This is a genomic window from Streptomyces sp. NPDC098789, assembly GCF_044759975.1.
GTDB lineage: Bacteria > Actinomycetota > Actinomycetes > Streptomycetales > Streptomycetaceae > Streptomyces.
Genome location: NZ_JBIWAJ010000035.1, coordinates 13,306 through 34,456, shown reverse-complemented (window position 1 = coordinate 34,456; position 21,151 = coordinate 13,306). Strand labels below are relative to the sequence as shown.

At 71.0% G+C, this 21,151-nt stretch carries 21 protein-coding genes; 18 read left to right on the top strand and 3 right to left on the bottom strand.

Translation table 11 applies throughout. The features are described from left to right. Window positions 1–84 precede the first annotated feature (84 nt). The 8 genes from ACIQWR_RS39855 to ACIQWR_RS39820 are packed head-to-tail and all read left to right on the top strand — an operon-like array spanning window position 85 to window position 6,334. Window positions 85–480: a 6-pyruvoyl trahydropterin synthase family protein gene (locus tag ACIQWR_RS39855; RefSeq protein ID WP_404020567.1), complete on the top strand. Its 396-nt coding sequence runs from the start codon at window positions 85–87 to the stop codon at window positions 478–480. Further along, window positions 480–1,208: a 7-carboxy-7-deazaguanine synthase QueE gene (locus tag ACIQWR_RS39850; protein ID WP_404020564.1), complete on the top strand. Its 729-nt coding sequence runs from the start codon at window positions 480–482 to the stop codon at window positions 1,206–1,208. Before ACIQWR_RS39855 ends, ACIQWR_RS39850 begins: the two co-directional genes overlap by 1 nt. A 51-nt stretch (window positions 1,209–1,259) precedes the next feature. Beyond that, window positions 1,260–1,907, top strand: coding sequence for a GTP cyclohydrolase I (gene folE, locus ACIQWR_RS39845; protein ID WP_404020561.1), 648 nt, complete (start codon window positions 1,260–1,262; stop codon window positions 1,905–1,907). After that, complete coding sequence (locus tag ACIQWR_RS39840) at window positions 1,907–2,722, top strand: hypothetical protein (protein ID WP_404020558.1); 816 nt, start codon at window positions 1,907–1,909, stop codon at window positions 2,720–2,722. The genes folE and ACIQWR_RS39840 overlap by 1 nt, the downstream gene beginning before the upstream one ends. Continuing rightward, complete coding sequence (locus tag ACIQWR_RS39835; protein ID WP_404020555.1) at window positions 2,719–3,774, top strand: hypothetical protein; 1,056 nt, start codon at window positions 2,719–2,721, stop codon at window positions 3,772–3,774. The genes ACIQWR_RS39840 and ACIQWR_RS39835 overlap by 4 nt, the downstream gene beginning before the upstream one ends. Window positions 3,775–3,788: 14 nt before the next feature. Continuing rightward, entirely contained in the window at window positions 3,789–4,523 is a 735-nt protein-coding gene (locus ACIQWR_RS39830) for a dTMP kinase (RefSeq protein ID WP_404020552.1), read from the top strand. Continuing rightward, a complete protein-coding gene (locus tag ACIQWR_RS39825; protein WP_404020549.1) occupies window positions 4,514–5,437 on the top strand; it encodes a DUF2797 domain-containing protein in 924 nt (307 codons plus the stop codon). Before ACIQWR_RS39830 ends, ACIQWR_RS39825 begins: the two co-directional genes overlap by 10 nt. 54 nt (window positions 5,438–5,491) lie before the next feature. Then, window positions 5,492–6,334, top strand: coding sequence for a class I SAM-dependent methyltransferase (locus tag ACIQWR_RS39820; RefSeq protein WP_404020546.1), 843 nt, complete (start codon window positions 5,492–5,494; stop codon window positions 6,332–6,334). A 56-nt stretch (window positions 6,335–6,390) separates the two neighbouring features. On the opposite strand, the gene ACIQWR_RS39815 is transcribed toward ACIQWR_RS39820, so the two are convergent. After that, complete coding sequence (locus tag ACIQWR_RS39815; protein ID WP_404020543.1) at window positions 6,391–6,921, bottom strand: NUDIX hydrolase; 531 nt, start codon at window positions 6,919–6,921, stop codon at window positions 6,391–6,393. 91 nt (window positions 6,922–7,012) lie between these two features. Here ACIQWR_RS39815 and ACIQWR_RS39810 point away from each other — a divergent pair, with 91 nt between their 5' ends. Both ACIQWR_RS39810 and ACIQWR_RS39805 read left to right on the top strand, forming a co-directional pair. Continuing rightward, window positions 7,013–8,224, top strand: coding sequence for a hypothetical protein (locus tag ACIQWR_RS39810; RefSeq protein ID WP_404020541.1), 1,212 nt, complete (start codon window positions 7,013–7,015; stop codon window positions 8,222–8,224). Between the two features lie 561 nt (window positions 8,225–8,785). Further along, entirely contained in the window at window positions 8,786–9,796 is a 1,011-nt protein-coding gene (locus tag ACIQWR_RS39805; RefSeq protein ID WP_404020539.1) for an XRE family transcriptional regulator, read from the top strand. A 115-nt stretch (window positions 9,797–9,911) separates the two neighbouring features. Here ACIQWR_RS39805 and ACIQWR_RS39800 read toward each other — a convergent pair whose 3' ends face one another. Together ACIQWR_RS39800 and ACIQWR_RS39795 are read right to left on the bottom strand one after the other, a co-directional pair. After that, entirely contained in the window at window positions 9,912–10,235 is a 324-nt protein-coding gene (locus ACIQWR_RS39800) for an NUDIX domain-containing protein (RefSeq protein WP_404020537.1), read from the bottom strand. Window positions 10,236–11,127: 892 nt separating this feature from the next. Further along, window positions 11,128–11,595 (bottom strand): hypothetical protein, encoded by a 468-nt coding sequence (locus ACIQWR_RS39795; RefSeq protein ID WP_404020534.1) that lies wholly within the window; start codon window positions 11,593–11,595, stop codon window positions 11,128–11,130. On the opposite strand from ACIQWR_RS39795, the gene ACIQWR_RS39790 reads away from it, so the two are divergent. From ACIQWR_RS39790 to ACIQWR_RS39755, 8 genes are all read left to right on the top strand, one after another. Continuing rightward, window positions 11,588–11,962 (top strand): hypothetical protein, encoded by a 375-nt coding sequence (locus tag ACIQWR_RS39790; protein WP_404020531.1) that lies wholly within the window; start codon window positions 11,588–11,590, stop codon window positions 11,960–11,962. The two genes, ACIQWR_RS39795 and ACIQWR_RS39790, sit on opposite strands and share 8 nt — an antisense overlap. Continuing rightward, window positions 11,959–12,273, top strand: coding sequence for a hypothetical protein (locus tag ACIQWR_RS39785; protein ID WP_404020528.1), 315 nt, complete (start codon window positions 11,959–11,961; stop codon window positions 12,271–12,273). Before ACIQWR_RS39790 ends, ACIQWR_RS39785 begins: the two co-directional genes overlap by 4 nt. Then, window positions 12,270–12,788, top strand: a complete 519-nt coding sequence (locus tag ACIQWR_RS39780; RefSeq protein WP_404020525.1) for a hypothetical protein — start codon at window positions 12,270–12,272, stop codon at window positions 12,786–12,788. Before ACIQWR_RS39785 ends, ACIQWR_RS39780 begins: the two co-directional genes overlap by 4 nt. A gap of 832 nt (window positions 12,789–13,620) precedes the next feature. Next, window positions 13,621–15,258 (top strand): ATP-binding protein, encoded by a 1,638-nt coding sequence (locus ACIQWR_RS39775; protein WP_404020522.1) that lies wholly within the window; start codon window positions 13,621–13,623, stop codon window positions 15,256–15,258. Window positions 15,259–15,714: 456 nt separating this feature from the next. Beyond that, window positions 15,715–17,679 (top strand): hypothetical protein, encoded by a 1,965-nt coding sequence (locus tag ACIQWR_RS39770; protein ID WP_404020520.1) that lies wholly within the window; start codon window positions 15,715–15,717, stop codon window positions 17,677–17,679. Next, the gene (locus tag ACIQWR_RS39765) at window positions 17,676–18,785 is read left to right on the top strand and encodes an NlpC/P60 family protein (protein ID WP_404020517.1); all 1,110 of its coding nucleotides are present in this window, start codon (window positions 17,676–17,678) and stop codon (window positions 18,783–18,785) included. The genes ACIQWR_RS39770 and ACIQWR_RS39765 overlap by 4 nt, the downstream gene beginning before the upstream one ends. After that, window positions 18,782–19,399: a hypothetical protein gene (locus ACIQWR_RS39760; RefSeq protein WP_404020515.1), complete on the top strand. Its 618-nt coding sequence runs from the start codon at window positions 18,782–18,784 to the stop codon at window positions 19,397–19,399. Before ACIQWR_RS39765 ends, ACIQWR_RS39760 begins: the two co-directional genes overlap by 4 nt. Continuing rightward, on the top strand, window positions 19,396–21,123 hold the full coding sequence (locus ACIQWR_RS39755; protein WP_404020513.1) for a hypothetical protein: 1,728 nt from the start codon (window positions 19,396–19,398) through the stop codon (window positions 21,121–21,123). Before ACIQWR_RS39760 ends, ACIQWR_RS39755 begins: the two co-directional genes overlap by 4 nt. The last annotated feature ends 28 nt before the right edge of the window (window positions 21,124–21,151 follow it).

Sequence of the window (21,151 nt, the reverse complement as noted above, 5' to 3'; positions counted from 1 at the left end):
TCGAACACTTCTCTGCGCTGCTCGCGGGCGGCGTTCTCCGATCGTACGAGTTGCCGATTCCCTGGGGGTTTCATGATCAGCTCAGTGCCTATTCCGGCTGGCACATTCACCATCGGTAAGACCTTCGACTTCGAGGCTGGCCACCGGCTGCCCGGCCTCCCGACCGACCACAAATGCAGTCGTCAGCACGGCCACAGCTACCGCGTGGAAGTCATCCTCACCGGGCCCACGCTGGACGGGCCGGGCTTCGTGACCGACTTCGCCGACCTCGCGCCCTTCAAGCAGTTCCTGGACTCCGAGCTGGAGCACCACAACCTTCACGAGGTCCTCCCCTTCGAGCCGACCTCCGAGCTCCTGGCCCGCTTCCTGGCCGGCTGGTTCGTTCAGAACGTCCAGCCGGGCATCTCCGGCAAGCTCGTAGCCGTCCGTGTCCGCGAGACCGCGCGCAGCTGGGCCCGCTTCGACCTGGTGGACAACTGATGGCTCCCCGAGCGGTACCGCGGGAGGGCGGCGTCCGGCTCTTCATTGCCGAGTGTTTCGGCGTCGAGCAGCCGACGTTTCAGGGTGAGGGGCCCAGCTGCGGGCACCCGGCCCTGTTCATCCGGCTGTCCCGGTGCAACTTGACGTGCACCCGGTGCGACACGAAGGAAACCTGGGACTGGAGCCAGTTCGACCCCCGCGAGGAGTCCACGCGCCAAGCCGTGCCAGACCTGCTCGTGTGGGCCACGTCCTCGCCGGTCGACCTGGTCGTCATCACCGGCGGTGAGCCGCTGCTCCAGCAGCGCAAGCTGGTCCCGCTCGTCCAAGGCCTGCGGGCCGCGGGCAAGCGGGTGGAGTTCGAGACGAACGGCACGCTCGCGCCGCTTGCCGAACTGGTAGTCGAGGGAGTCCAGTTCAACGTCTCGCCGAAGCTCGCGAGCTTCGGCGTGTTGGAGGAGAAGAGCATCCGGCCCGCGGCCCTCCAGGCATTCGTCGCCTCCGAGCGCGCCGTGTTCAAGTTCGTTGCCAGCGCGGTGTCGGATCTGGACCGGATCGGCGAGCTCGTCCGCGCGTACGGCCTCGATCCGGTGTGGGTGATGCCGGAGGGCGCCACGTCCGAGGCGGTCATCGCGACCACGCGCGCCCTCGCGGACGACGTCGCGGCCCGCCGCTGGTACCTCACCACCCGGCTGCACGTCCTTGCGTTCCCCGATCCCCGCGGACGCTGACCGCCCGCCCGTTTCCCCTGTCTCCGGCTCCTGGAAGCGAGATCCAAGCCCATGACGAACGCCACGTTCACCCCGTTCGACAGCACGAACCCGGCTCTCCCGCCGCAGCCCCGCCCGGCCGGCCAGCCCAGGCGCCCTGACGTCGAGCGCGTCACCGCGCTGACCCGCGAGCTGCTCATCGCCCTTGGCGAGGACCCCGACCGCGAGGGCCTGGCCGACACGCCCCTGCGCGTGGCGTCCTGGTGGGAGTCGTTCCTGGCCCCGGACACTGCGGTCACGGCCACCTGCTTCCCCGAACGCCACTTGTCCGGTCAACTGGTCGTGGTCGGCGAGATGAGCGTGTGGAGCTTGTGCGAGCACCACATGCTGCCCATGAACCTCCAGGTGGCGGCCGGCTACCTCCCCGACGGTGACGTGGTCGGGCTGTCGAAGTTCGGGCGGATCGCGCAGCGGCTGGCCGCGCGGCTCCAGGTGCAGGAGCGCTTCACACACCAATTGGCCACCGAGCTGACCGAGGTGATCGGCGGGGCGGACGTGGCCGTCGCGGTCCGTGGTACCCACCTGTGCATGAGCATGCGCGGGGTACGCATGGAGGAGGCCCGCACCACCACGGTGGAGTCCGGTGGCCGGTTCCTGACCGACCCGGTGCTCGCCGCCCAGTTCCTCGCGGCCGCCTCCGCGCGGTGGGGGGTGAACTGATGGCCATCGATTTCTCGGTTATCGCCCCGCCCGCCTACTTGGAGGCCTTCGTCGGGCAGCACCCGGCCCGCGTCCACCACGTCGCCGCGCAGCACGTCCTGTCCGACGAGAGCTACCGGGACTTCTTCCGCCGCGAGGCGGAGCGCGGCGCGGAGATCATCGTGGACAACGGCGTCTTCGAGCTCGGGCACGCCCTGCCTGCGGCCGACCTCGTGAAGGCGGCCCGCGCGGTCGAGGCGCGGGAGATCATCCTGCCGGACGTCATGCGGGACGGCCCCGCGACGCTCAAGGTGAGCGAGCGGGCCGCCCGCGAGATCCATGCCCTTGCCGGGACGGACTTTCGGCTGTGCGCCGTCTTGCACGCCGAGGACGACGAGGAGTGGAAGCGCACGTACGACGCCCTGGTCTCCAGCGACCATGTCGGTGCCATCGCTCTGCCGGCCTCCCGACGGCCCGCTCCCGAAGGCCAGCTGTGTCGCACCCGGTGGGCGGCTACCCGCTACCTCGCGGAGCGCGGGTTGGTCGAGGACCGGATTGTCTACCGGCTGCTCGGGCTGGGGCGCACCGGCCACCTGGAGCTGATCGAGCAGCGCGCGCACGCGTGGATCGCCTCCGTGGACGGAGCCGCCCCGGTCATCCTCGGAGCGATGGGCGTCGCCCTGCTGCCCGACGGCCCGTACGAGAAGCCGAGTACCCCCCGCATCGAGCGCCTCGGCCCGATTCCCGAGAATCGGTTCGAGTTGATCCGGCACAACATCGCCGTGGTGCGGCACGCGGCGGGCAGCACCGTTCAGATCTCGGGGGGCCGGTCATGAGCCTGGCGTCCGGCCCCCTGCTCGGCGCCGCCCTGCCCGCGGCACCCATCGATGCCGCACGGCACACCATGGGGCACGACAGCCTGCTGCGCTATCTGGAGATCAAGGTCCATCACCTGCTCCAGGAACGCGAGTGGGACCGTATTCACGTCGTCGGCGACTACGACCGTCAGGCGGTGGTCTCGCGCGGGGAGAAGGCGGGCAAGCTCTTCAACTGGGAGCGGCCCACCGCGCAGGCCGTCGGCCACGACCTGGTGGTCAACGCCTACCCGGGGGCCGACTACGCCCACCACTACGGCTTGATCATCGCCACCTACCTGGCCATGACCGGCCGCCCGGCCCACCGGGTCACCTACCAGGTGCCCGACCCGGTGGTGTGCCGCGCGGCCGTCGACCGGCTCCGTCTCGACCTCGGCGGGGACCTGGTCATCGTCGGCTGGGCCTTGGAACACCTGGCCCCGGCCGGCGGGGTCTGGACCCACGGTTCGGGCTACTCCTGGCAGCGCACGACGCTGCACGGCCGCCGCGTGGTCTATCTCGGCTTCCGCCACAGCATCTGGGGCGAGGTCGCCGGCAGGGTCGTCGCGCGCCTGGCCACGCTCGGCGCCCGCGACGTCGTCTACGTCGGCAAGGTCGGGGCCCTGTCCCCTGACGTCGAACCCAACACATGGCTCGCCACCGGACACGAAAGCCTCCTGAACGGGCAGCTCGTCACCTGGAGCGACTTCTTCGGGGACTTCGCCACCACACGGCCGGGCGTGCGCACCGGCGTCCACGTCACCTCCCCGTCCATCCTGCTCGAAGACCGGGACTGGCTGGCCAAGCACGCCGAACACGCCTTCGTCGACCCGGAGATCGGCTCCATGGGCGCAACCGCGTGCCGGGAAGGAATCGGGTTCGGCTACCTTCACGTGATTTCCAACAACCTGGCCCGCCACTACCCCGCCGACCTGTCCAATGAACGGCACGGGGACGTCATCCGGCGACGTGCCGTCCTGGTCGACCAGATCCGCCACATCATCGCGGGCCGCCTGGCCGCACAACCGAACTGAGGAGGGAAACGGCCATGACGGTCGCACCACAACACCCCGCCGGCCCCGCGCGGGGCCGGGAGATCGCCTTCGTCGGGGGCGACGGCGCCGGCAAGTCCACCCTCGCCACCCGCCTTCACCACGCCCTGAACGACGCCGGGCACCCGGCGATCCTCGTTGGCAAGCACAGCACCACCGTCCCCATGGACGACGAGCTGTCCGCCTACGTCGACCGCCTCAACGCTCTGGTCTACCGCCGCGATGCCCGCGTCGCCAAGGCCTGCGGCGACCACTACTGGCTGCTGGCGCTGGCCGCCTGGTACACCCTCCAGGACATGCTGGTGATCCGGCCCGCGCTCGCCGCGGGCACCCACGTGGTCCTCGACAACAGCCACCACAAGATCCTCGCCCGATACGCCGTCAACCCCGCCGTCAGTACCCAGCTGGCCGAACAGGTTTTCGGGCACCTCACCGAGCCCGACGTCGTGTTCTTCCTGAAGATCGGGGCCCGCGAAGCCCTGGCCCGCAAGGGCTCGTTCACCTCCCTGGAAGCCGGCCACGCCGGCGGCGACGACGAGGACTTCATCCGCTACCAGGACACCGTCCTGGCCCAGCTGGGCGAGCAACAACACCGCGGCGGCTGGCTCCCGATCGCCGTCACCACCATGGACGAGGACGCGGTGTTCAAGACCGCGGCCAAGGCCCTGTCCGATCTCCTCTACCTGACCGTCTGGCCCTCCCCCACCACGAGGAACGCACCATGCCAGTGACCCGACCGACCGACGGCGAGTACGTATGCCACGGCGTCACCTGGGCGACCGGAAGCCCCCAGCTCCTGCTCGCCCCGCTTCCCGGCGGGCCACTGGCCTCCACCGAGGTCATGAACCAGCGCCTCGGCTACCAGGTGGGCCGTAGCGGCCGGTGGTGCACCGGCCGCTACACCTTCACCGACACCATCAACGTCGAAGCCCTCGCCTGCCCCAAGCATGCCACCACCGATCACAACAGCCAGTGCTTCGCGTGCGCGAGCAGGGACGAATTCCGCTTCGCCCACCAGTTCCACCAAGGCGGCCACGCCCCGGACGCCCTCATCGCGTACATGGCTCAGCCGCACTGGCTGTACCTGGCGACGTTCGCGGATGGCACCACCAAGGTCGGCACCGCCGCCGATCCCCGCGGGCGCTCGCGCCTCGACGAGCAAGGGGCCCTGTTCGCGACCTACCTGGCCAAGATCCCCGACGGCCGCGCCGTCCGGTACCTCGAAGACGCCCTCACCCGGCGCCTGGGCCTGGCGCAAAGCGTGCGTGCGTCGGCCAAGCTCCGGGCCCTGGCCGACCTCCGCGGCCTCAGCGCTGCCCAGGACAGCCACGGCCAGGACGTCGCCCGAGCTGCCGCGGCCTTGACCGACATGAACGTCCCCACGGTGCTGGCGAAGTGGACGCCTCCCAGCGAGGGCGACCAGCTGCGCGCGGCGGACTCCGAACGCGTCCTGTACCCGCACGACCTACGGGAAGGAGAGCACGGCTTCACCCCCCGCTCGTGCATCGGTACCCAGGTCCTCGTCGTCCTGGAGAGCGACGACGACGCGAGCTACCTGCTCGACCTCGGCGCCCTCAAGGGCCGTCGGATCATCCTTGGCCCGTTCTCGTCCCCGGGCACGGCCGTCCAGCCCTCCCTGTTCTGATCACGCCCAGCCCCAGCCCGGGCCAGGATCCCCTTCCGCGAATCGAGGCACCCTATGGCACCCCATGACGCCGTCCTCGGCTGGAACGAGGACACCACAGCTCAGGCCTACGAAGCCTTCACACGCGAGTTCCCCATGTACGGCGCCACCAGCCGCGACCTCGCCCGCCGTGCGCGCCTGGCCGAGAGCCATCTCGTCGTCGACTTGTGTGGCGGGGCCGGAGCGACCGCGAAGGCGATCCTTGAACTCGCCCCTGCCACGGCCCACGTCATCTCCCTGGACAACGCCGCAGCCATGCAGCGCGTCGGCCGGCGCACGCTGGACGACCCGCAGCTGACCTGGGTCACCGCCGGAGCCGAAGACCTGGCCTGCCACGCGCCCGCCGCTGAAGTCGACGCAGTGGTCTGCAACTCGGCGATCTGGAAGACCGGCGTCCCTCGGGTCTTCACCGCCGTCCACACGGTGCTGCGCCCGGGCGGTCGCTTCGTGTTCAACATCGGCGGGGGGTTCGCCGGCGTCCACCACGATGACGAGAAGAGCGCCCACCCCGGCCCGTCGCTGAACCGCCTGATCCACCAGGTCGCCGCCCGCGACTACGGATACGCCCCACCCCCGACCCGATTGGCTCCCCCCAAGCTGCCCCTGGAGGCGGTCGCCGCGCACCTGTCCCGCGCCGGGATGGACGTGGTCGACTCCGAAGTCGTCGCGCACCGCGGCACGGTCGCCGAAAAGAGGGCGTGGCTGTCGATTCCCGTCTTCGCCCGGCCCGACGGCGACTTCACCCACGCGCAGCGCATGGACATCCTGGCCAAGGCATACGCCCTGACCACCCCGGACGCGCCCACGGTGACCAGCTGGCTCGTTGTCGTGGCCGAACGCCCCACAGGCTGGCCGTGAACACAGCAGCGTCCGGGTGCTCGCGATGCGATCACGCCCGCGTCGGGATCCCTGAGTCAGATGGCACCAACAGCACGCTTGTCCGCCAACAGATCCACGTACGTCCGGATGCGCTCGCGGTCCTCCGGAAAAACCGACTCCCATCCCCCATCGAGGGCGAACCACCGCGGCGGCTGCTCGACCTCCCCGCGCAGGCTCATGGTCATCGGCACGATCGCCGCGTACGACAATCCCAACGTCATCGACCAGTCCGCGCGGTAGGAGCGAACGCAAACCGCTGCCGGCACCGCCAGCAGCTCGGCCCGCAGACCGGTCTCCTCGCCGAGCTCACGCTCCGCTGCGCCCCGCGGGGTCTCCCCCGCTTCGACCTTGCCACCCGGCGGCACCCAGCCCCTCCACCGATGCCTCACCAGCAGCACATGCTCGAAGGTCGGATCCGTCACCCACACCTCGGCCGAGAGCGGCTCCAGCGGACCCTGGCGCGCACGATCCCACCACGCTGTCGCGCCATCGAACTCAAGGCTCGCCAGCCGGACATCGACGCCCACAGCATCCAAGATCATCTGTTCACTCTCACCGTGGATCACCCTGCCAACCCTATGCCCGAACCGGTCCCGAGGACGCGCGGACAACACCAAGCACAGCGACCGCGCCTCGCACCGTGAAAGGAGATCTGCCATGCCGGTCAACTCGCCGGAACGCCGCGCCTGGATCGTCTTGGGAGGCATTCACCTCCTCAACCACACCGCGCCCCGCCGCCACGACGACCCCCTCGTTCTGGTCGGCGTAGCCCCCCAGGACATCACGGCCCCGGGCAACACGGTGGTCGTACGCTGGAACGACCTCGACGCATGCCCCACCCAAGCCCTCACCGTCGCCGGCAGCAAGCTCTCGCAGACCCGCCTCATCCCCGGCGCCGAGCTCTTCGTCCAGGGCACCGCCGGCCCCGCACTCCACGCCACGATCGGCACCCCCGCGGCAGCCTCACTCGTCCCGCTCTGCTACTTGACCGAAGCACCAGACGGCTACCACGCCTACGCCCAGATCCACTTCTTCCCCGAGGACGCCTGCTTCATCCGCTCCACCCCCTCCGCCATCAGACCGGACCCCGTCGAGGACCTCCACTGGCTGGAGCCGGTACTCGAAGCCCACAACGCCTCGGCGCTCCAGCTGAACAACCACAAGCGCTCCTACCGCACCCACTTCGCGGGCACCGAGCTGGAAATCAAGTACAACCTGACGCCCGGAACGGACATCTGGGCAACCTCCATGGACCTGCTCAAGACCCTGCGCACCGGCGGTCTGGACGGCTGTCGGCCAGAGTACCGAGACGAGTTCCAGGCCAACTTCACCGAGAATCACCTCTTCGATGTCACGGACCCCAAGACCGAGGAGGGCTACGCCTCCTTCGTCCGAACCGTCAACGGCGGCTACGTCCTCAAACGCAAGTGGTACACCGAGGACGCCTTCGCCCGCCGAGAGGAACTCTCCCCCGTCCTCGACATCCCGCAATCCGACTTCGAGGAACACCTGCGAGATCGGCTCGGCCTTGAAGTACGGGCGATGCCCCCCTTCCGCCGTGTCCGCTACGACGTCCACTGCGAGTCCGTGTACACCGGGCACGTGTACGGCGTCTTCTTCGACCACTGCTCGCTCCTGAGCGCACCCGACGTGGTGCTATCACAGTGCGAGCTGGAGTATCGCCGGACCCGCAGCATCATCGAACATGGTCCCACAGGGGTCGTACCAGAGATGGAACGCATCGACGGCTGGCTGCTGGACTACCTGACCGCGAACGGCCTCGCCGACCAGCGCACCTTCTACTCCAAGCGCACGTTCCTGCGAGACGCACTCGATGCACACCCCCGCCTGGCGTCACGGAAGGCATGACCCCGCCAGTCGGATCCACGGAGTCCCTCGGACCTGACGGACTTCCTCGACAGCCGAGGCATCCGATCTCTGGGCCGACGAGCACCCTTCTGGTAGCAGGCTACGCGTCCAGCCGCACCCACAAGCTCGCTGGCCAGAAGGACGCCAACCGCGTCCTCGCCGTCGAACGTGCACCGGTCGAACATGGCTTCGCCCACCTCAAGAACTGGCGGACCCTCACCAAACTCCGCACCGACCCCGCCTGAGCCACCCGACTCCTGCGCGCTCTACTCGTGCTGACGAACCTCGAAGTCAACCGCTTACAGACGATCTTCTCCGCAGACTCCCGCCCACGACCGGCACGAGCACCCCGAGAGTCGGTCACACCAGCCCCTTGAACTGCGAATTCAAGTTGGTGGAGGCTCGTTGAGAACAACCGTATGCGGGTGGATCTCTCAAGCCACCTGCGTCTGGCCGAGGTGCTCCAGATCGCCCCCGGGCTGGTCGGCGGGTTCCCTGTTCCTGCGGGCCCGGTGATCGATACCGTGGTGACCGTTGCATTGCCGGAGGGTAGGGGACGCGATGCGTCGCAGGACCGTGCTGGGAGCACTCACCGTCGGAGCATCGGCCGTCGCCGCCACCGGCACGGCCGCGGCCCTGCCCATCGCCGTGGTGAACCTCGACGACATGCTCTTTCGACTTCCAAGTGCTGCCCCCGCGCCGATCCAGGTCCTGGCCCGCCAGACCGCCGCAGCCCGAAGAGCGTTCACCGCCGCCCGCTACAACGATCTTGCGAGCGGCCTGCCTGGCCTCTTGGCGTCCGCCGCGGCGACCGCCGCGGAGTCGACCGGCCAGGCCCGCCAGCAGGCGAACGCGATCTTGGCCCGCGCCTACGTCACAGCGTCCGAACTCGCGGCCAAGACCCACTCCGACGCCGCGTGGGTCGCCGCCGACCGCGCCCTGACCACCGCCCGGGCGAGCGGCCTGCCCATTCCCGTCGGTGAAGCCGTCCGCGTCCCGGCCATCACCATGCGCCGGTCCGGGAACTGCGCCTCAGCCGTTCGCTTCCTCACCACCGAGGCCGCCGCACTCGACCCCACCACCGAACGCACCGGGGCGGTGCGCACCACCCTGCTCCTCACCGCCGCTTACTCCGCCGCCGCCGGAAGCGACCGCGCCAGCTCACTCGATCCGCTGGGCGAGGCCGACGAGATCATCGAACGCCGGCCCCACACCCCCAACGGACTGTTCACCGTCGAGGCCACCAAGACGATGTCCGCGCTCTACCGCATCGGGGTCCACACCACCCTCGGTACCCCGGACGAAGGCGTACAGATCGTGCAAGGCCTCAACATCAGCCTGTTGACCACCCCCGAGCGCCGAGCCCGTGCCTGGACCGACATCGCCCGCATGTGGCACGCCCTCGGCAACAGCGAGCAGGCGTTCACCGCGCTGCGCCGCGTCGAGGAAGAGGCCGCGCAAGAAGTCCGCCGCCCAGCACTACGAGCGCTGACGACAAGCCTGCTTTACAGCCCGACCCGCGTCACGGGCCTTCGGGACTTCGCCGTCCGGACCGGCGCCGTCCCCGCCTAAACCACCCCACCCCGCCCCGCCTTGAAGGCGCCGTTCGGGTACTCGCTCACGGCGCAGCGAACCAGGCCGCCGCCTCTCCCTTCTCCACGATCGCGATGATCCCGCATGCGGTCACTCATGGCCGGGAGGGCGTCCAGCGCGAACCAGCCGACCTCAACCGACTCGTCATCGCAGATCCGCGGTACCTGCCCTGCGTCGACCGGCCGGCACGCGAACACGAGCTCCAGGTACTGCGCGCGGTGGCCGTTGCCATGGCGTACCGGCGGGACGACGTCACGGCCGCCAAGCGCTCCACCACCACTTGTACGCCGGTCTCCTCCTCCACCTCCCGGATCACCCCGGCCGCCGGTACCTCCCCGGGCTCCAGGATCCCGCTCAACGGTGTCCAAAGCCCCGCAGCGGAACGCCGCTGCAAGAGGACTTGCCGGCGTTCGTCCACGACGACCCCGACCACACCGGGCAGCCACAGCAGGTGATCCGGGCCCACCGCATTGCGTAGGTCTGACACGAAATCAGGAATGAACCCACCCTAGAACGCCCAGCAGAGCCAGCGGCGCACCTTCCCGAGACTCCCCCACGGGAACCGGCCGGCGCCCGGAACGGGGACGGGGGACACCCGCCCATCGAGGCCGACGGCGCCCATCTGCCCGATTCCGGCAGCCTGATCCCGGCCGCGAGCGACCGCGGGGTCTCCCCGATCTCCACCGCGCCGACCCCCCTTCCAGTACCCGCTGGCCGGGCTCGGCCAACGGGTCACACGGCCGGGGAGCGGCCCTTGTAGGTGTAGCTCCGCTAGCCGTGCCCGTCGCGGTACCAGTCCAGCAGCAGCACCCCGCGCCCGTACGCGCCGCTACCAGCACGGTGGCTCAGCGTCGGCGCCGCCACACCCGCCCGCCACTGAACCCCTAACAACTCCAGAACCGCCGTTCACTGGACAGACCCGCGCGCCAGCGCAGCGGCCAACGCCGGCGATGGTCACCACGGCACGGCTGGTGAGTTCACCGGTGAACTCACCGGGCAAGTCGTTGTTGGTCCGTGATGCTGAGAGGCTGACACCGGTGAGCCCACCGGTGAGGACCGCGCCGTTTCGTGGAGTGCATGAACATCCAGCACCCCACGGAAGGCACGTCGATGACTCCCTCTACCGGGCCCGTATCCCGTACGGCCCCCTCGCGGTCGCTGCGCCGCTCACGGCCGGAGACCGTTCCCGTCTGCGGTTCTGTCCCGCGTAGTCAGCGGGTGAGGCGGGCGGCGGTGTGGGCCGCGCTCGCTGCGGGGCCGCTCGCCTTGGCCGTCGCCGTGGTCGCGTCCGCCGCCCCGGGCTCTGCCGCTCAGGCCGCGCCCGCCCCTCGTACCTCCCCCAGCGCCCCGAGCCCGGCCGCCGACCCGGCCGGCACCGCGGCGTTGTTCGTGGAGCTGTGGTTGAGCGCCGACGTGTCGGCGCCCACCAGCCCGGCCGCCACGACCGTGCGCGCGATGGCTCCGGCCGTGGACCTGCCGCGTCGGTCGCGGGTCGAGGCAGCGCCGGAGGGCGTTCGGGTGGTCCCGCTGCGGACCACGGTCACGCGGGAGGGCTGGACGGTGGTCGTCGCCGCGATCCCCGAACGCGCGGCCCCCTCGCCCTCCTCTTCCCCGAGCCCGGCCGCGGCACCGTCCGCTGCCGGCACCCGGTACTTCGCGGTGGCCGGCACTGGCGGTGCGGGCGGCGGGCCGCTGCTCGTGTCCGGGGCTCCGGCGGAGGTCGCATCTCCCGCCACCGCCCCGGAACCCGTCTCGCCGTACACCACGTCCGTGCCCACGAGCCAGGTCCTGGCCACGACGGCCGGTGAGTTCCTGCGGACCTACCTCACCGGGGGTAAGGACGGCGCCGGTTTGGAGCGCTACCTGTCCCCCGGAGTCCGTCTTGCCGCGCCGGTCGGCGCCGGGTACGTGCGGGTCGACGTCGAGGACGTCGTGGCCGACACCGAGCGGGCCGGTGCGAAGGACGTTCCGGCCGATGGGGTGCGGGCGCGGGTCGCGGGTGAGGACCAGGTGGGTACGCGGTGGCCGCTGGTCTACCGGCTGGAGATGATCACGCGGGCGGGCCGGTGGGAAGTCGCCGCCCTGGACGCCGGCTCCGCTCCCTCCGTCTCCCCCGCCCCCTCGGTTTCGGCGGGTGCGCGATGACGGGCACGGTGGTGTTGGCGGGGAAGTTGGACACGTTGGGTGACTCGTTGATCAAGACGGTCACCGATTGGGGTGGTGTCGCGCTGGTCGCGGCCCTGATCATGCTCGTGCTCGTCACGATCGCTCGCCAGATGTCGATGAAGGCCGCCATCGGTGCCGTGCTCGCGATGGTCATCGCGTTGGGCATCTACAAGGCGCGCGAGGGACTCTCGGATTCGGTGTCCGACGAGATCAATCACCCGGCCAACGGCGCCGGCGCCGTAGTCGTCGTGGTCGACGCTCCCCGCCCGGGCACCGGGAGCCTGCTGTGAGCGGGCAGGGCGGCGGGGTGGTCCGCTCGTACACCGGGGCGCGCAGGCACCCGTGGGTGCTGGGCAAGCTCGGCGATTGGACGATGCCGTTCGGCCCGTACACGCCCGCGCAGTTGGTCGTCCTCGGCGGTGGTGCGCTGGTGTTGATCGAGACGTTTTCGTGGTGGTCGTGGGCGGGGCCGGTGCCGGTGGTGGTGTGGCTGGTGTCGGTGTGGGCGGTGCGCGGTGCGCAGATTGCCGGGCAGAGTCCGTTCACGGCGCTGCTCGGCGCGGTGGTGGTGTTGACGCGTCACCCCGCGGGCCGGATCAACGGGCAGGTTGCCCGGGACCGGAGGCCGTCGTATTGGGATGGTCGGTTCGTCATCGAGCCCGCCGCCCCCGCCCCCAGCGTTCTCCCGGCTCCGGCTCCGGTTGTGGGTGGGGTGCGGGTGGTCGCGGTCGCTGGTGTGCGCGCGGCGGGTTCTGGTCTGGATCGGCTGCTGGCTGCTCCGGTCGTGGTGGGGAGGGCAGCCTGATGATGCGTACTCCGATCCGGCATGTTGCTGGGCATTTGTTGTGGCCGCCGTCCGGCGGGGTGTGGGCGGTGTGGCGGGTCGAGCCCCTGGCGGGCGGTTACCTGCCGGTCCAGGTTCGCCAGGAGCTGTTGGGCAGGATCACGTCTTTCGTGCGGTCGATGTCCGGGATGCAGCCGCGGGTGCTCGTGCTGGCCGCGCGCACGGATCCCGGTGAGGTCGCCGAGCGGATGGTCGACGGAGTGGATTGGGAGCGCCTGCCCGAGTGGGCGGAAGTGTGCGCTGCCGGTGTTGATTTGCTGGACGGTCGGGAGATGCACGAGCGGACGGTGTGGCTGGCTGTCCCCCTGCCGGGGACGGCTCGCGGCGCCGGCTCGATGTTCGGTGCACTGTATGCGGAGGCGAGCGCGGTGCTGGGGCTGGCTCCGGTGCCGGTGGCGGAGAGCGAGGTTCGGGCCGCGCGCGAGCAGGCCGAGAAGCTCCAGGTGTCGTTGGGCGGGGGGCTTGGCCTGCGTCCGGCGTCACCGGCGGAGATTGTGTGGATGGTGCAGCACGCCGTTCACCGTGGGTTGGACGAGCCGCTATTGTCGGATGCCGCGGCCAGTCCCCTCTACGGGAGCCGGCTCCGCGAGGGCCAGCTCAGTTCCCCCTCCTATGCGGAGTTGGGTCAGGTGCGTGTGCTGGAGGGCGGCGAGGACCAGGCGCCGGCACCGGTTACCAAGCCCATCTCGTCCTCTCCGAGCTGCCGCCCGCCGTCGCGACGGAAGGCGCCGATGTCCTGGCCCAGCTGGAGGGCCTGCCCTTCCCCGTCGATGTCAGCGTCGACCTGCGGGTGGTGCCCGCGAAGAAGGCCCGCGCCCAGGTCCAGAGCAAGAAGCGCGAACTTGTGGACCAGGCGGGGCAGTACGGGGCGCAGCCGACCGGGATGCCGTACGCGCTGCCGGAGGCCGCCGCCGACCTGGAGGAGCTGGATGCGCGGATGGCGCAGACGGCCGTGGAGGTAGAGGTGCAGTCGGTGACGGTCCTCACGGTGTGGGGGCCGGATGCGGCCACGTGCGACGGCCGGGCCCGAGAGCTGTCCGCGGCGTTGGCCGCCGGGGACTATCGGGTGATTCGGCCGCTCGGCATGCAGCAGGAACTGTTCCTGCTCGGTCTGCCCGGTGGGGTGCGGGCGCCGAAGCTCTCGCAGTTCGCCCAGCACCAGCTCTCGTCAGACTGGGCGGCGTGCGGGGCGTTGACGCTGCCGCGGGTCGGTGACCCGACGGGGATCTTCATCGGTCGTGATCTTGATAGTGGGACGCTGCGTCCGGTCCTGCTCAATCCGGCCGACGCTCCCCAGGTCAACGCGTCCGCGTCGAGCGCGGTCATCGGTGACTTGGGCGCGGGTAAGAGCGTGCTCCAAAAGTTGATCACTGGGGCGGTGGTCGATCGGGGCGGAACGGCCATCGTCATCGACCGCACCCCGGTCCTCGAGTGGGCGACGTTCGCGCGCCGGGCGATGGGGCAGCGGTGCCAAATTGTGGACGCCGCTCAGGCGCAGGTGTCGGTCGATCCGTTGCGGGCGTTCGGTGGGGCGACCGGCGCGCACTACGCCCTGTCGTACCTGACGCTCCAGCTCGGTATTGGGCCGATGACGGCGTCTGGTGCGGTGCTCCACCACGCGGTGGAGCAGGTCAGCGCTGGCCCCGAGCCCTCCATGGGCAAAGTCCTGGACGTGTTGCGGCAGATGGCCGATGGAGAGGGGAGTCGGGCGGACGTTGCGGCCACGATGGCCGACCTGCTGTGCATCGTCGCCGCGAATCCCCTGGCGGCGATGGTTTTCGACCCGGTCCTGCCGGTGGTGAGCTTGGCCGGGGGGCTCAGCGCGGACATGGTGGTGGTCACCACCGCGGGGCTGACCCTGCCCCCGCGCGAGGCCTTCGCCGACGTGGAGGTGCTGCGTCAGCAGCCGCTGGAGGCGTTGATCGGGCGCGCGGTGCTCTACCTCCTGGCCGCGATCGCCCGCCAGGCCGCTTTCACCGACCCGTCCCGGTTCTGCCTGGTCTCCCTGGACGAGGTGTATTGGCTGACGTCGTCCGCCGAGGGCTCCGCGCTCGTTCACGAGATCCTCCACGACGGCCGCAAGCACGGCGCCGGAGTCTTCCTTGGCGCGCACACCCGGCGCGAGTTGGGTCAGGATGCGGGCCTGATCGCCTACCGGTACCTCGCCCGTACCAGCGACCGCGCCAGCGCCGCCGAAGGCCTGCGGTTCTTGGGCCTCGACGGCGATAGCGAGGACCTGATGCGCCTGGTCACCACCGGGCTCTCCCCCGTCGGGCAGGCCGGGCGCGAGGGGGAGATGCTGCTGCGGGACCCGCGGATGCAGGTCGGCCGGATCCAGGTCATCGCGCCCCACGTGCCACGGGTACGCGAAGGTTTGTTCACCACCCCGGGGCGCGCGAACCGTCCCACGGTGGCCGGGGGTGCCCAGTGAGCGCCGCGGTGCTGCGCCGGTTCGACCGCGGCACGCTGCGCGCCGCCGGTTTCGTGCTGCTGATGACCCTGGTGTTCCTGGTGACGAACACAGTGGTGGCCGCGGCGGCGGACGGCACCCCGGCCGGCCCCGGCGGGGGGCTTTTGGCCCCGTTCAACGTGACCACGGCCGAGGGCGGTCGCCTGAACGCCTACGAGCTGGACGCCGACAGCGGCGGCATGCTCGACGTCGTCTCGCAGCTTGAAATCCTGGTGATGTCCGGGCTGTTCTCGTTGGCCCGGCTGCTGGTCGGGATGTGCTGCTGGTTGATCGGTTTCGTGTTCCGTTTCCCGGTCCTGTCGCTGCTGATGGGGCCCTCGCAGCACCTCGCCGACGCCTACCAAGTCCACGTCGTCGACGCCCTCGGGCTGAAGGGCATGGCGCTCGAATGGGGCTTCATCTTCGGATTGAGCCTTCATGCGGGGCCGGGCCGCCAGCGGTTTCGGGCAGATCTGCGCCACGCTGCTGATCGGGGCGCTGGCCGCGAGCGCGTTCGTCCGCCCGGACTACCTGCTCGGCCGGGGCGGGCCGCTCGATGTCACCCATCAGGCCGCCATCGAAGTCGCCTCGATCACGACGAACAGCTACTTCGGCACCGGCACCTCCGACCCGTGCGATCTCGTCACCGGCCCCGGCCGTGACGCGTGCACGACCGCTGATACGCAGATCGCGCGCCCGGTCCAGGACGCGCTCACCGACGCGCTCGTGGTCAAGCCGTACATGTTGTTGATGTACGGGCGCATCCTCGACCCGAAGACCGACCCCGACGCCTACAAAGCCCACCTCGACTGGATCACGACCGACCCCAACAAGGCAGTTGACGCGGGCAAGGCATGCGACGGCATCTACGGGCCTGCCAAGGACATCTGCCACGGAAAGATCAAATCCGAGTACGGCCGGAACTATGCGACGTTGGTCGCGGCGTTGGAGAAGTCCGGGGCGACCGGTAAGGAGGCCGCCGCCTACGCGCGCGAGCCGAGCTGGGACCGCGCGTTCGGCGCGCTCGCGCTGCTGGTGGCCTGCCTGGTCGTCGCCGCGATGGTCGTCTCCATGGCGCTGCTCATGCTCGGCGCCCAAGGCGCCGACGCCGGCGCCGCACCAGTCGTGTGGGTCCTGGCCATGTTGCCCGGAGCCACCCGAACACTGCTGTGGCGGTGGGTCGGAGTCCTGGTGAGCAGCGCCCTGATCACGTTCGCCACCGCCATAGGGCTCCCCCTCTTCGGGATCGCGGCCGGGGCCCTCCTCTCCGCGCCCGGACCAGACGTGATGGTCGAACACCTGCTGCTGCTGGACGCGATGGCGGTCGCGTTCTTCGTGCTGCACAAGCGGATCGCCGGCGCCGCAACCTCGATGGGGCAGCGCATCGCGACGCGGATGCAGTACGCCCGCCTCAGCGGCATGGGACTGCGTGGTGCGGGAGCCGCCCTCTCCCTCACCGGCGGTAGCCCCTTCGGCGCCCGCACCTCACCAGGCCGCGGCCTGCTGGGCGAGGCCCGCGGTGCGCTGCGTATGGGGCTGGCCCCCGTGGCGCTGGCGATGCGTGGTGCGCACGCCGCGCTGATCGGCCCGAAACCCCAGCCCGCAGGGGACCGTCATCCCGCCGCCCGCGCCCTGGCCGGCGCCGGCGGGCGCGCGGCAGCGCAGGGTGAGTTGCAGGTCGACCAGTGGACCGGGGAAGTGCTGCACGACCCGGACACGGACCGGCCCCTGCTCGCGTCCCGCGTCCACGCCAAGGCGTCGCGGTTGCGCGGGTACCGGGTCGCTCACCGTATCGGGCGAGCCGCCTACGGGTCGACCCTCGGTCTGCCCTGGACGCTGCACCGGGCGAAGGGTAGGGCGAGCGAGTTCACCGATGACGCCCGCCAGCAGCTGCGGGTCAGCGTCAACCGGGTCCGCGAGGACGCGGCCGGGTGGGAGCCCGTGGCCACCGGGGCCGCAACCGCGGGACGAGCCGCAGGCCGGACCGTGCGTGACGGCGCGATCGGCGCCGTGATCTACACCGCCGCCGCGCCCACGGCCCGTCCTGCAGGACGCCCGACCCCGCACACCCGCCCCGACCACCCCGCCACCGCACCGACTTCACCACGCCCCGCGCCGTCAACGACCGCAGGGAACCGAGGACGTACCGCGGGTCCCAGTGCCCGCCCCGCTCCCCGGCGCACCCCGACTACCCCGCCCGCGCCGACGCCGACGCCGACGCCGGGGTCGGGGTCGGGGTCGGGGTCCGGGCGCCCCACCACCAGCCAAGCGCGCCCGCGCCCGAGCGCGGGCAGCACGCCGGCCGCGGACGCCCAGGACGCGGCGAACGCCCAGCGGCTCCGCGAGGCAATGCAGCGTCGCCGCCGGACCGTACGCGGCGACCAGGACGGAGGAACCCCATGAGGAAGCGGAAAGCCGGGTGCCTGTTCATCCTGCTGATGTCGCTGGCCGCGTGCTGCACAGCCCCGGTCCTGATGATGGCCGCCGCCGGACAGTCCCAGGGGCAGGGGCAGGTCGACGCCGCCGCGGCCGGGATCCCGGAGCGGATGCTGGCCGCCTACCTCACCGGCGCCGCCCAGGTCACCACGTACTCCCCGGACTGTAAGGGGATGCGCTGGCAGGTCCTCGCGGGCATTGCCCGCGTCGAGTCCGAGCACGCCGCCGGTCACCAGGTCGCCGACAACGGGGACATCACCCCGCCGATCACCGGCCCCCGGCTCGACGGATCCGGTGTCGGAGGCAACACCACCGCCATCCCCGACACCGACGGAGGTGCATGGGACGGAGACAGCGCGTACGAGCGGGCGGTGGGCCCCTTCCAGTTCCTCCCGGAGACCTTCCGCGCCTACGGGCGGGACGCCAACGGGGACGGCGTGATCTCCCCCCACAACGCGGACGACGAGGCCCTCGCCGCGGCGATCTACCTGTGCGGGAACGGGCGCGACCTCACCGACCGAGAGCAGCTGCGCGCGGCGATCCACACCTACAACCTGTCGTGGGCGTACGTGGACGACGTGGTCAGCGGTATCGACCGCTACGACGCCCTCGGCCCCGCCTCCAGCACGCCCACCGGCAGCGCGGGGACGGTCATCCAGGCCGCGCTGGCCCAGATCGGCATCCCCTACTCCTGGGGCGGTGGCGGCCCCGAAGGCCCGTCCACCGGAATCTGCTGCTCGCCCCGAGGGCAGGACGGGGGCACCGTGGTGGGATTCGACTGCTCGGGCCTCACCCAGTACGCGTACGCCAAGGCCGGCATCAACTTGCCGCGGACCGCCGCCGAGCAAGCCGGAGCCGGAAAGCGCATCCCGGCCGCGGCCGGGTACGAGGCACTACAACCCGGTGACCTCATCTTTTACGGGTACGACCCCACCTCGAACTCCACGATCCACCACGTCGGGATCTATCTCGGCGACGGAAAGATGATCAACGCTCCCCGGCCCGGCCGGTCGGTGAGTATCGACCCGGTCACCTCGATGCCCGACTACGCGGGCGGGGCGAGGCTGCTGTGAGCGCCCCGTGGTGGAGCGGTGGCCGCCTGCTCGCCGCCGCCCTCGCCCTCACCGCCGCCGGCACCCTGGCCACCCTCGCCGGACTCCACCACAACACCCCCGCCCCCACCCCCGCAGCGACGACCACCCAACCGGTACCACGAGGGCAAGCGCACAGCTCGTCCGCTGCACCCGCACCCGCCACGACGCCGCCGGCACCGGCGACCGCCGGGCCCCAAGCCAGCCCCAGCCCCGACCCCGGCCGTCGCACGGACACACCGTCACCGGCCGCGCGAAGCGCCCGCGGTGAACTCCCGCCGCCGGAGTCCGGCCCCGCAGCCGACCCGATCATCCAGCAAACCCTGGACCGCTCCAGCACCCCCAACCTCCCGGCCAGCGACGAACGCGCGCTGCTGGACGCAGGTCGCGCCGCGTGGCTGGTGGAGACCTCCCGGTATACGCGGGTGCGGATCCAGGCCGTCACCGCGCGCCGCGAGCCCGGCCCCGAAGGCAGCGCGGTGCGGGCGGTGGTGCGGCTGGTGTGGGCTGGCGCCGACCCCGCCGGCACCTTCCTGGACGGCCGCCCGGCCACCCTCACCTACGTACAGAACGGACAGCAATGGACTCGCGCTTGAGCATCCTGACCAGCGTGCCCGGCCACCTGCGCACCGCCGTAGACGCCGTGGCCACGGCGACGCAGTGGGTGGTGGTGAACTCCTGGTGGTTGGCCCTGGTGGCCGCCAGCGTCTGGACGGGGTGGGAGTACCTGATCCGGTGGGGCGCCCGTCGCGCCCTCGCGCAGCGCACCCGGCTTGAGCTGGTCCCCGGCCCGGGGTTCGCGCCGGACCGTGAACAGATTTGGCGCCAGGGCATGCAGCTGGTGAGGGCAGCGGGGTCCGGTCCGTGGTGGACGCCGCGCCGCGCCCGCTCGGTACGGGTACGGCTGAGCGCCGACGGGGTGAACCCGCTCTCGTACCGGATCGAGGCCCCCGCCAGCGCGCACGCCCTCCTGGCCCAAACGGCGTTCGGGTCAAAGGTCACCGTCCGCCAGGCGCCGCCGAGCCCGATGGTGCACCGGCCGCACGTGGTGCGGGCGGTGCTGAGCCTGCACGGCGATCCCGGATCCCGGCTCCGCGACGTGCCGCTCGACCCGGATCCGCTCCAACCGTTCCTGGACGCGGTCAGCGACCTACGGGGGGAGCTGGGCGACCTCGCCGAGGTGTGCGTCGACTTCTCCCCCGCGTCCCGATGGGGGCTCGCGGTACGCCGCACAGTGGCGATGCGCCGGGACCGAGAGCGCTCACGGCGCGAAGCCCAGCGTGATGCACGGTGGTTGAGCCGCGAGAGCGACAGCGGCGGGTTCTCCTCGCTGCTGGAGGGGTTGCAGGGTCCCTCGCAGGGGCGGGGCGCAGGCGGGCGGATGGTGATGTCCCCGCAGCCGCGGCGCGCCGGTCGGGAGAAGGTGTTGGGGAAGCTCTTGCACACGCCCGGGGTGGTGCGGGTGCAGATCCTGGTCCGCTGCGCGTCCCAGGAGGCCGACCGGGCCCAGCAGCGCCTTGCCCGGATCAGTGCGGCGATGGACGTCTACGCCGGCCCGTCGCGGTTGACGTCGCTCGGCTGGTCGCTCGGGCCGTTGCGGTTCGGGCCGGACCGCAGGCCGTGGCGGGGCCGGTTCGAGGAGCAGTGGGCCCGCGCGTTGATGCGGCCCGCGCGCGGCGGGTGGGCGCACATCGAGGAACTCGCCGGGTTCCTCAAACCCGTCACCGCCGGCTCCCGCGTGCCCGTGCTGGAGAACGAGGTGCCCACCTATACGACGGGGGGCGATCTCCTTCCGGTGGGGTGGTACCGCGGTCCGGACGGCCGTGAACGACTCCTCGCCGTCCCCGAGGACGACATGCTCTTCGAGGTCCAGTCGGGTAAGGCGGGGTGGGGCAAGACGACCCGGGCCGAGGTCCAGGCCGTGGCCAGCGCGCACAACGGGCGCGGCATCGCGTTCGTGGACCCGCACGGGGACTCCTTCGCCGATGCTGCTCCCTACCTCGCCCACGAGGACCTGATCAAGCGCGTCGCTCTGATCGATTTGACCGTGCGCGCCGATAGCGACCGCCTCGCCAGCTGGAACCTGTTGGACATGAGCGAGCAGCGCCCGCAGCACGAGGTGTGCGCCGCGGTGGTCGAGGGCTTCGCCGGGCCCCTGGGGTGGGACGACGCCAGCGCGCCGCGCGCGCTGACGATCCTGACGAAGGCCGTCGACGCGCTGCTGAGCGTCAACGTCCAGGTGGTGGCCGCCCAGATGCCGCGGGTGCAGGCCTCGATCTTCCAGGTCGGCGCGCTCACCCCAACGAGCCGAAGTCAGTAACGCCCCCTTCGTCCGGGCGTCAGCCCGC

What these genes read in the sequence shown, in the direction of transcription:
- ACIQWR_RS39850 (WP_404020564.1), top strand. Translation starts at nt 480, where the DNA reads ATGGCTCCCCGAGCGGTACCGCGGGAGGGCGGCGTCCGGCTCTTCATT.
- folE (WP_404020561.1), top strand. Translation starts at nt 1,260, where the DNA reads ATGACGAACGCCACGTTCACCCCGTTCGACAGCACGAACCCGGCTCTC.
- ACIQWR_RS39840 (WP_404020558.1), top strand. Translation starts at nt 1,907, where the DNA reads ATGGCCATCGATTTCTCGGTTATCGCCCCGCCCGCCTACTTGGAGGCC.
- ACIQWR_RS39835 (WP_404020555.1), top strand. Translation starts at nt 2,719, where the DNA reads ATGAGCCTGGCGTCCGGCCCCCTGCTCGGCGCCGCCCTGCCCGCGGCA.
- ACIQWR_RS39830 (WP_404020552.1), top strand. Translation starts at nt 3,789, where the DNA reads ATGACGGTCGCACCACAACACCCCGCCGGCCCCGCGCGGGGCCGGGAG.
- ACIQWR_RS39825 (WP_404020549.1), top strand. Translation starts at nt 4,514, where the DNA reads ATGCCAGTGACCCGACCGACCGACGGCGAGTACGTATGCCACGGCGTC.
- ACIQWR_RS39820 (WP_404020546.1), top strand. Translation starts at nt 5,492, where the DNA reads ATGGCACCCCATGACGCCGTCCTCGGCTGGAACGAGGACACCACAGCT.
- ACIQWR_RS39810 (WP_404020541.1), top strand. Translation starts at nt 7,013, where the DNA reads ATGCCGGTCAACTCGCCGGAACGCCGCGCCTGGATCGTCTTGGGAGGC.
- ACIQWR_RS39805 (WP_404020539.1), top strand. Translation starts at nt 8,786, where the DNA reads ATGCGTCGCAGGACCGTGCTGGGAGCACTCACCGTCGGAGCATCGGCC.
- ACIQWR_RS39785 (WP_404020528.1), top strand. Translation starts at nt 11,959, where the DNA reads ATGACGGGCACGGTGGTGTTGGCGGGGAAGTTGGACACGTTGGGTGAC.
- ACIQWR_RS39770 (WP_404020520.1), top strand. Translation starts at nt 15,715, where the DNA reads ATGCGGGGCCGGGCCGCCAGCGGTTTCGGGCAGATCTGCGCCACGCTG.
- ACIQWR_RS39765 (WP_404020517.1), top strand. Translation starts at nt 17,676, where the DNA reads ATGAGGAAGCGGAAAGCCGGGTGCCTGTTCATCCTGCTGATGTCGCTG.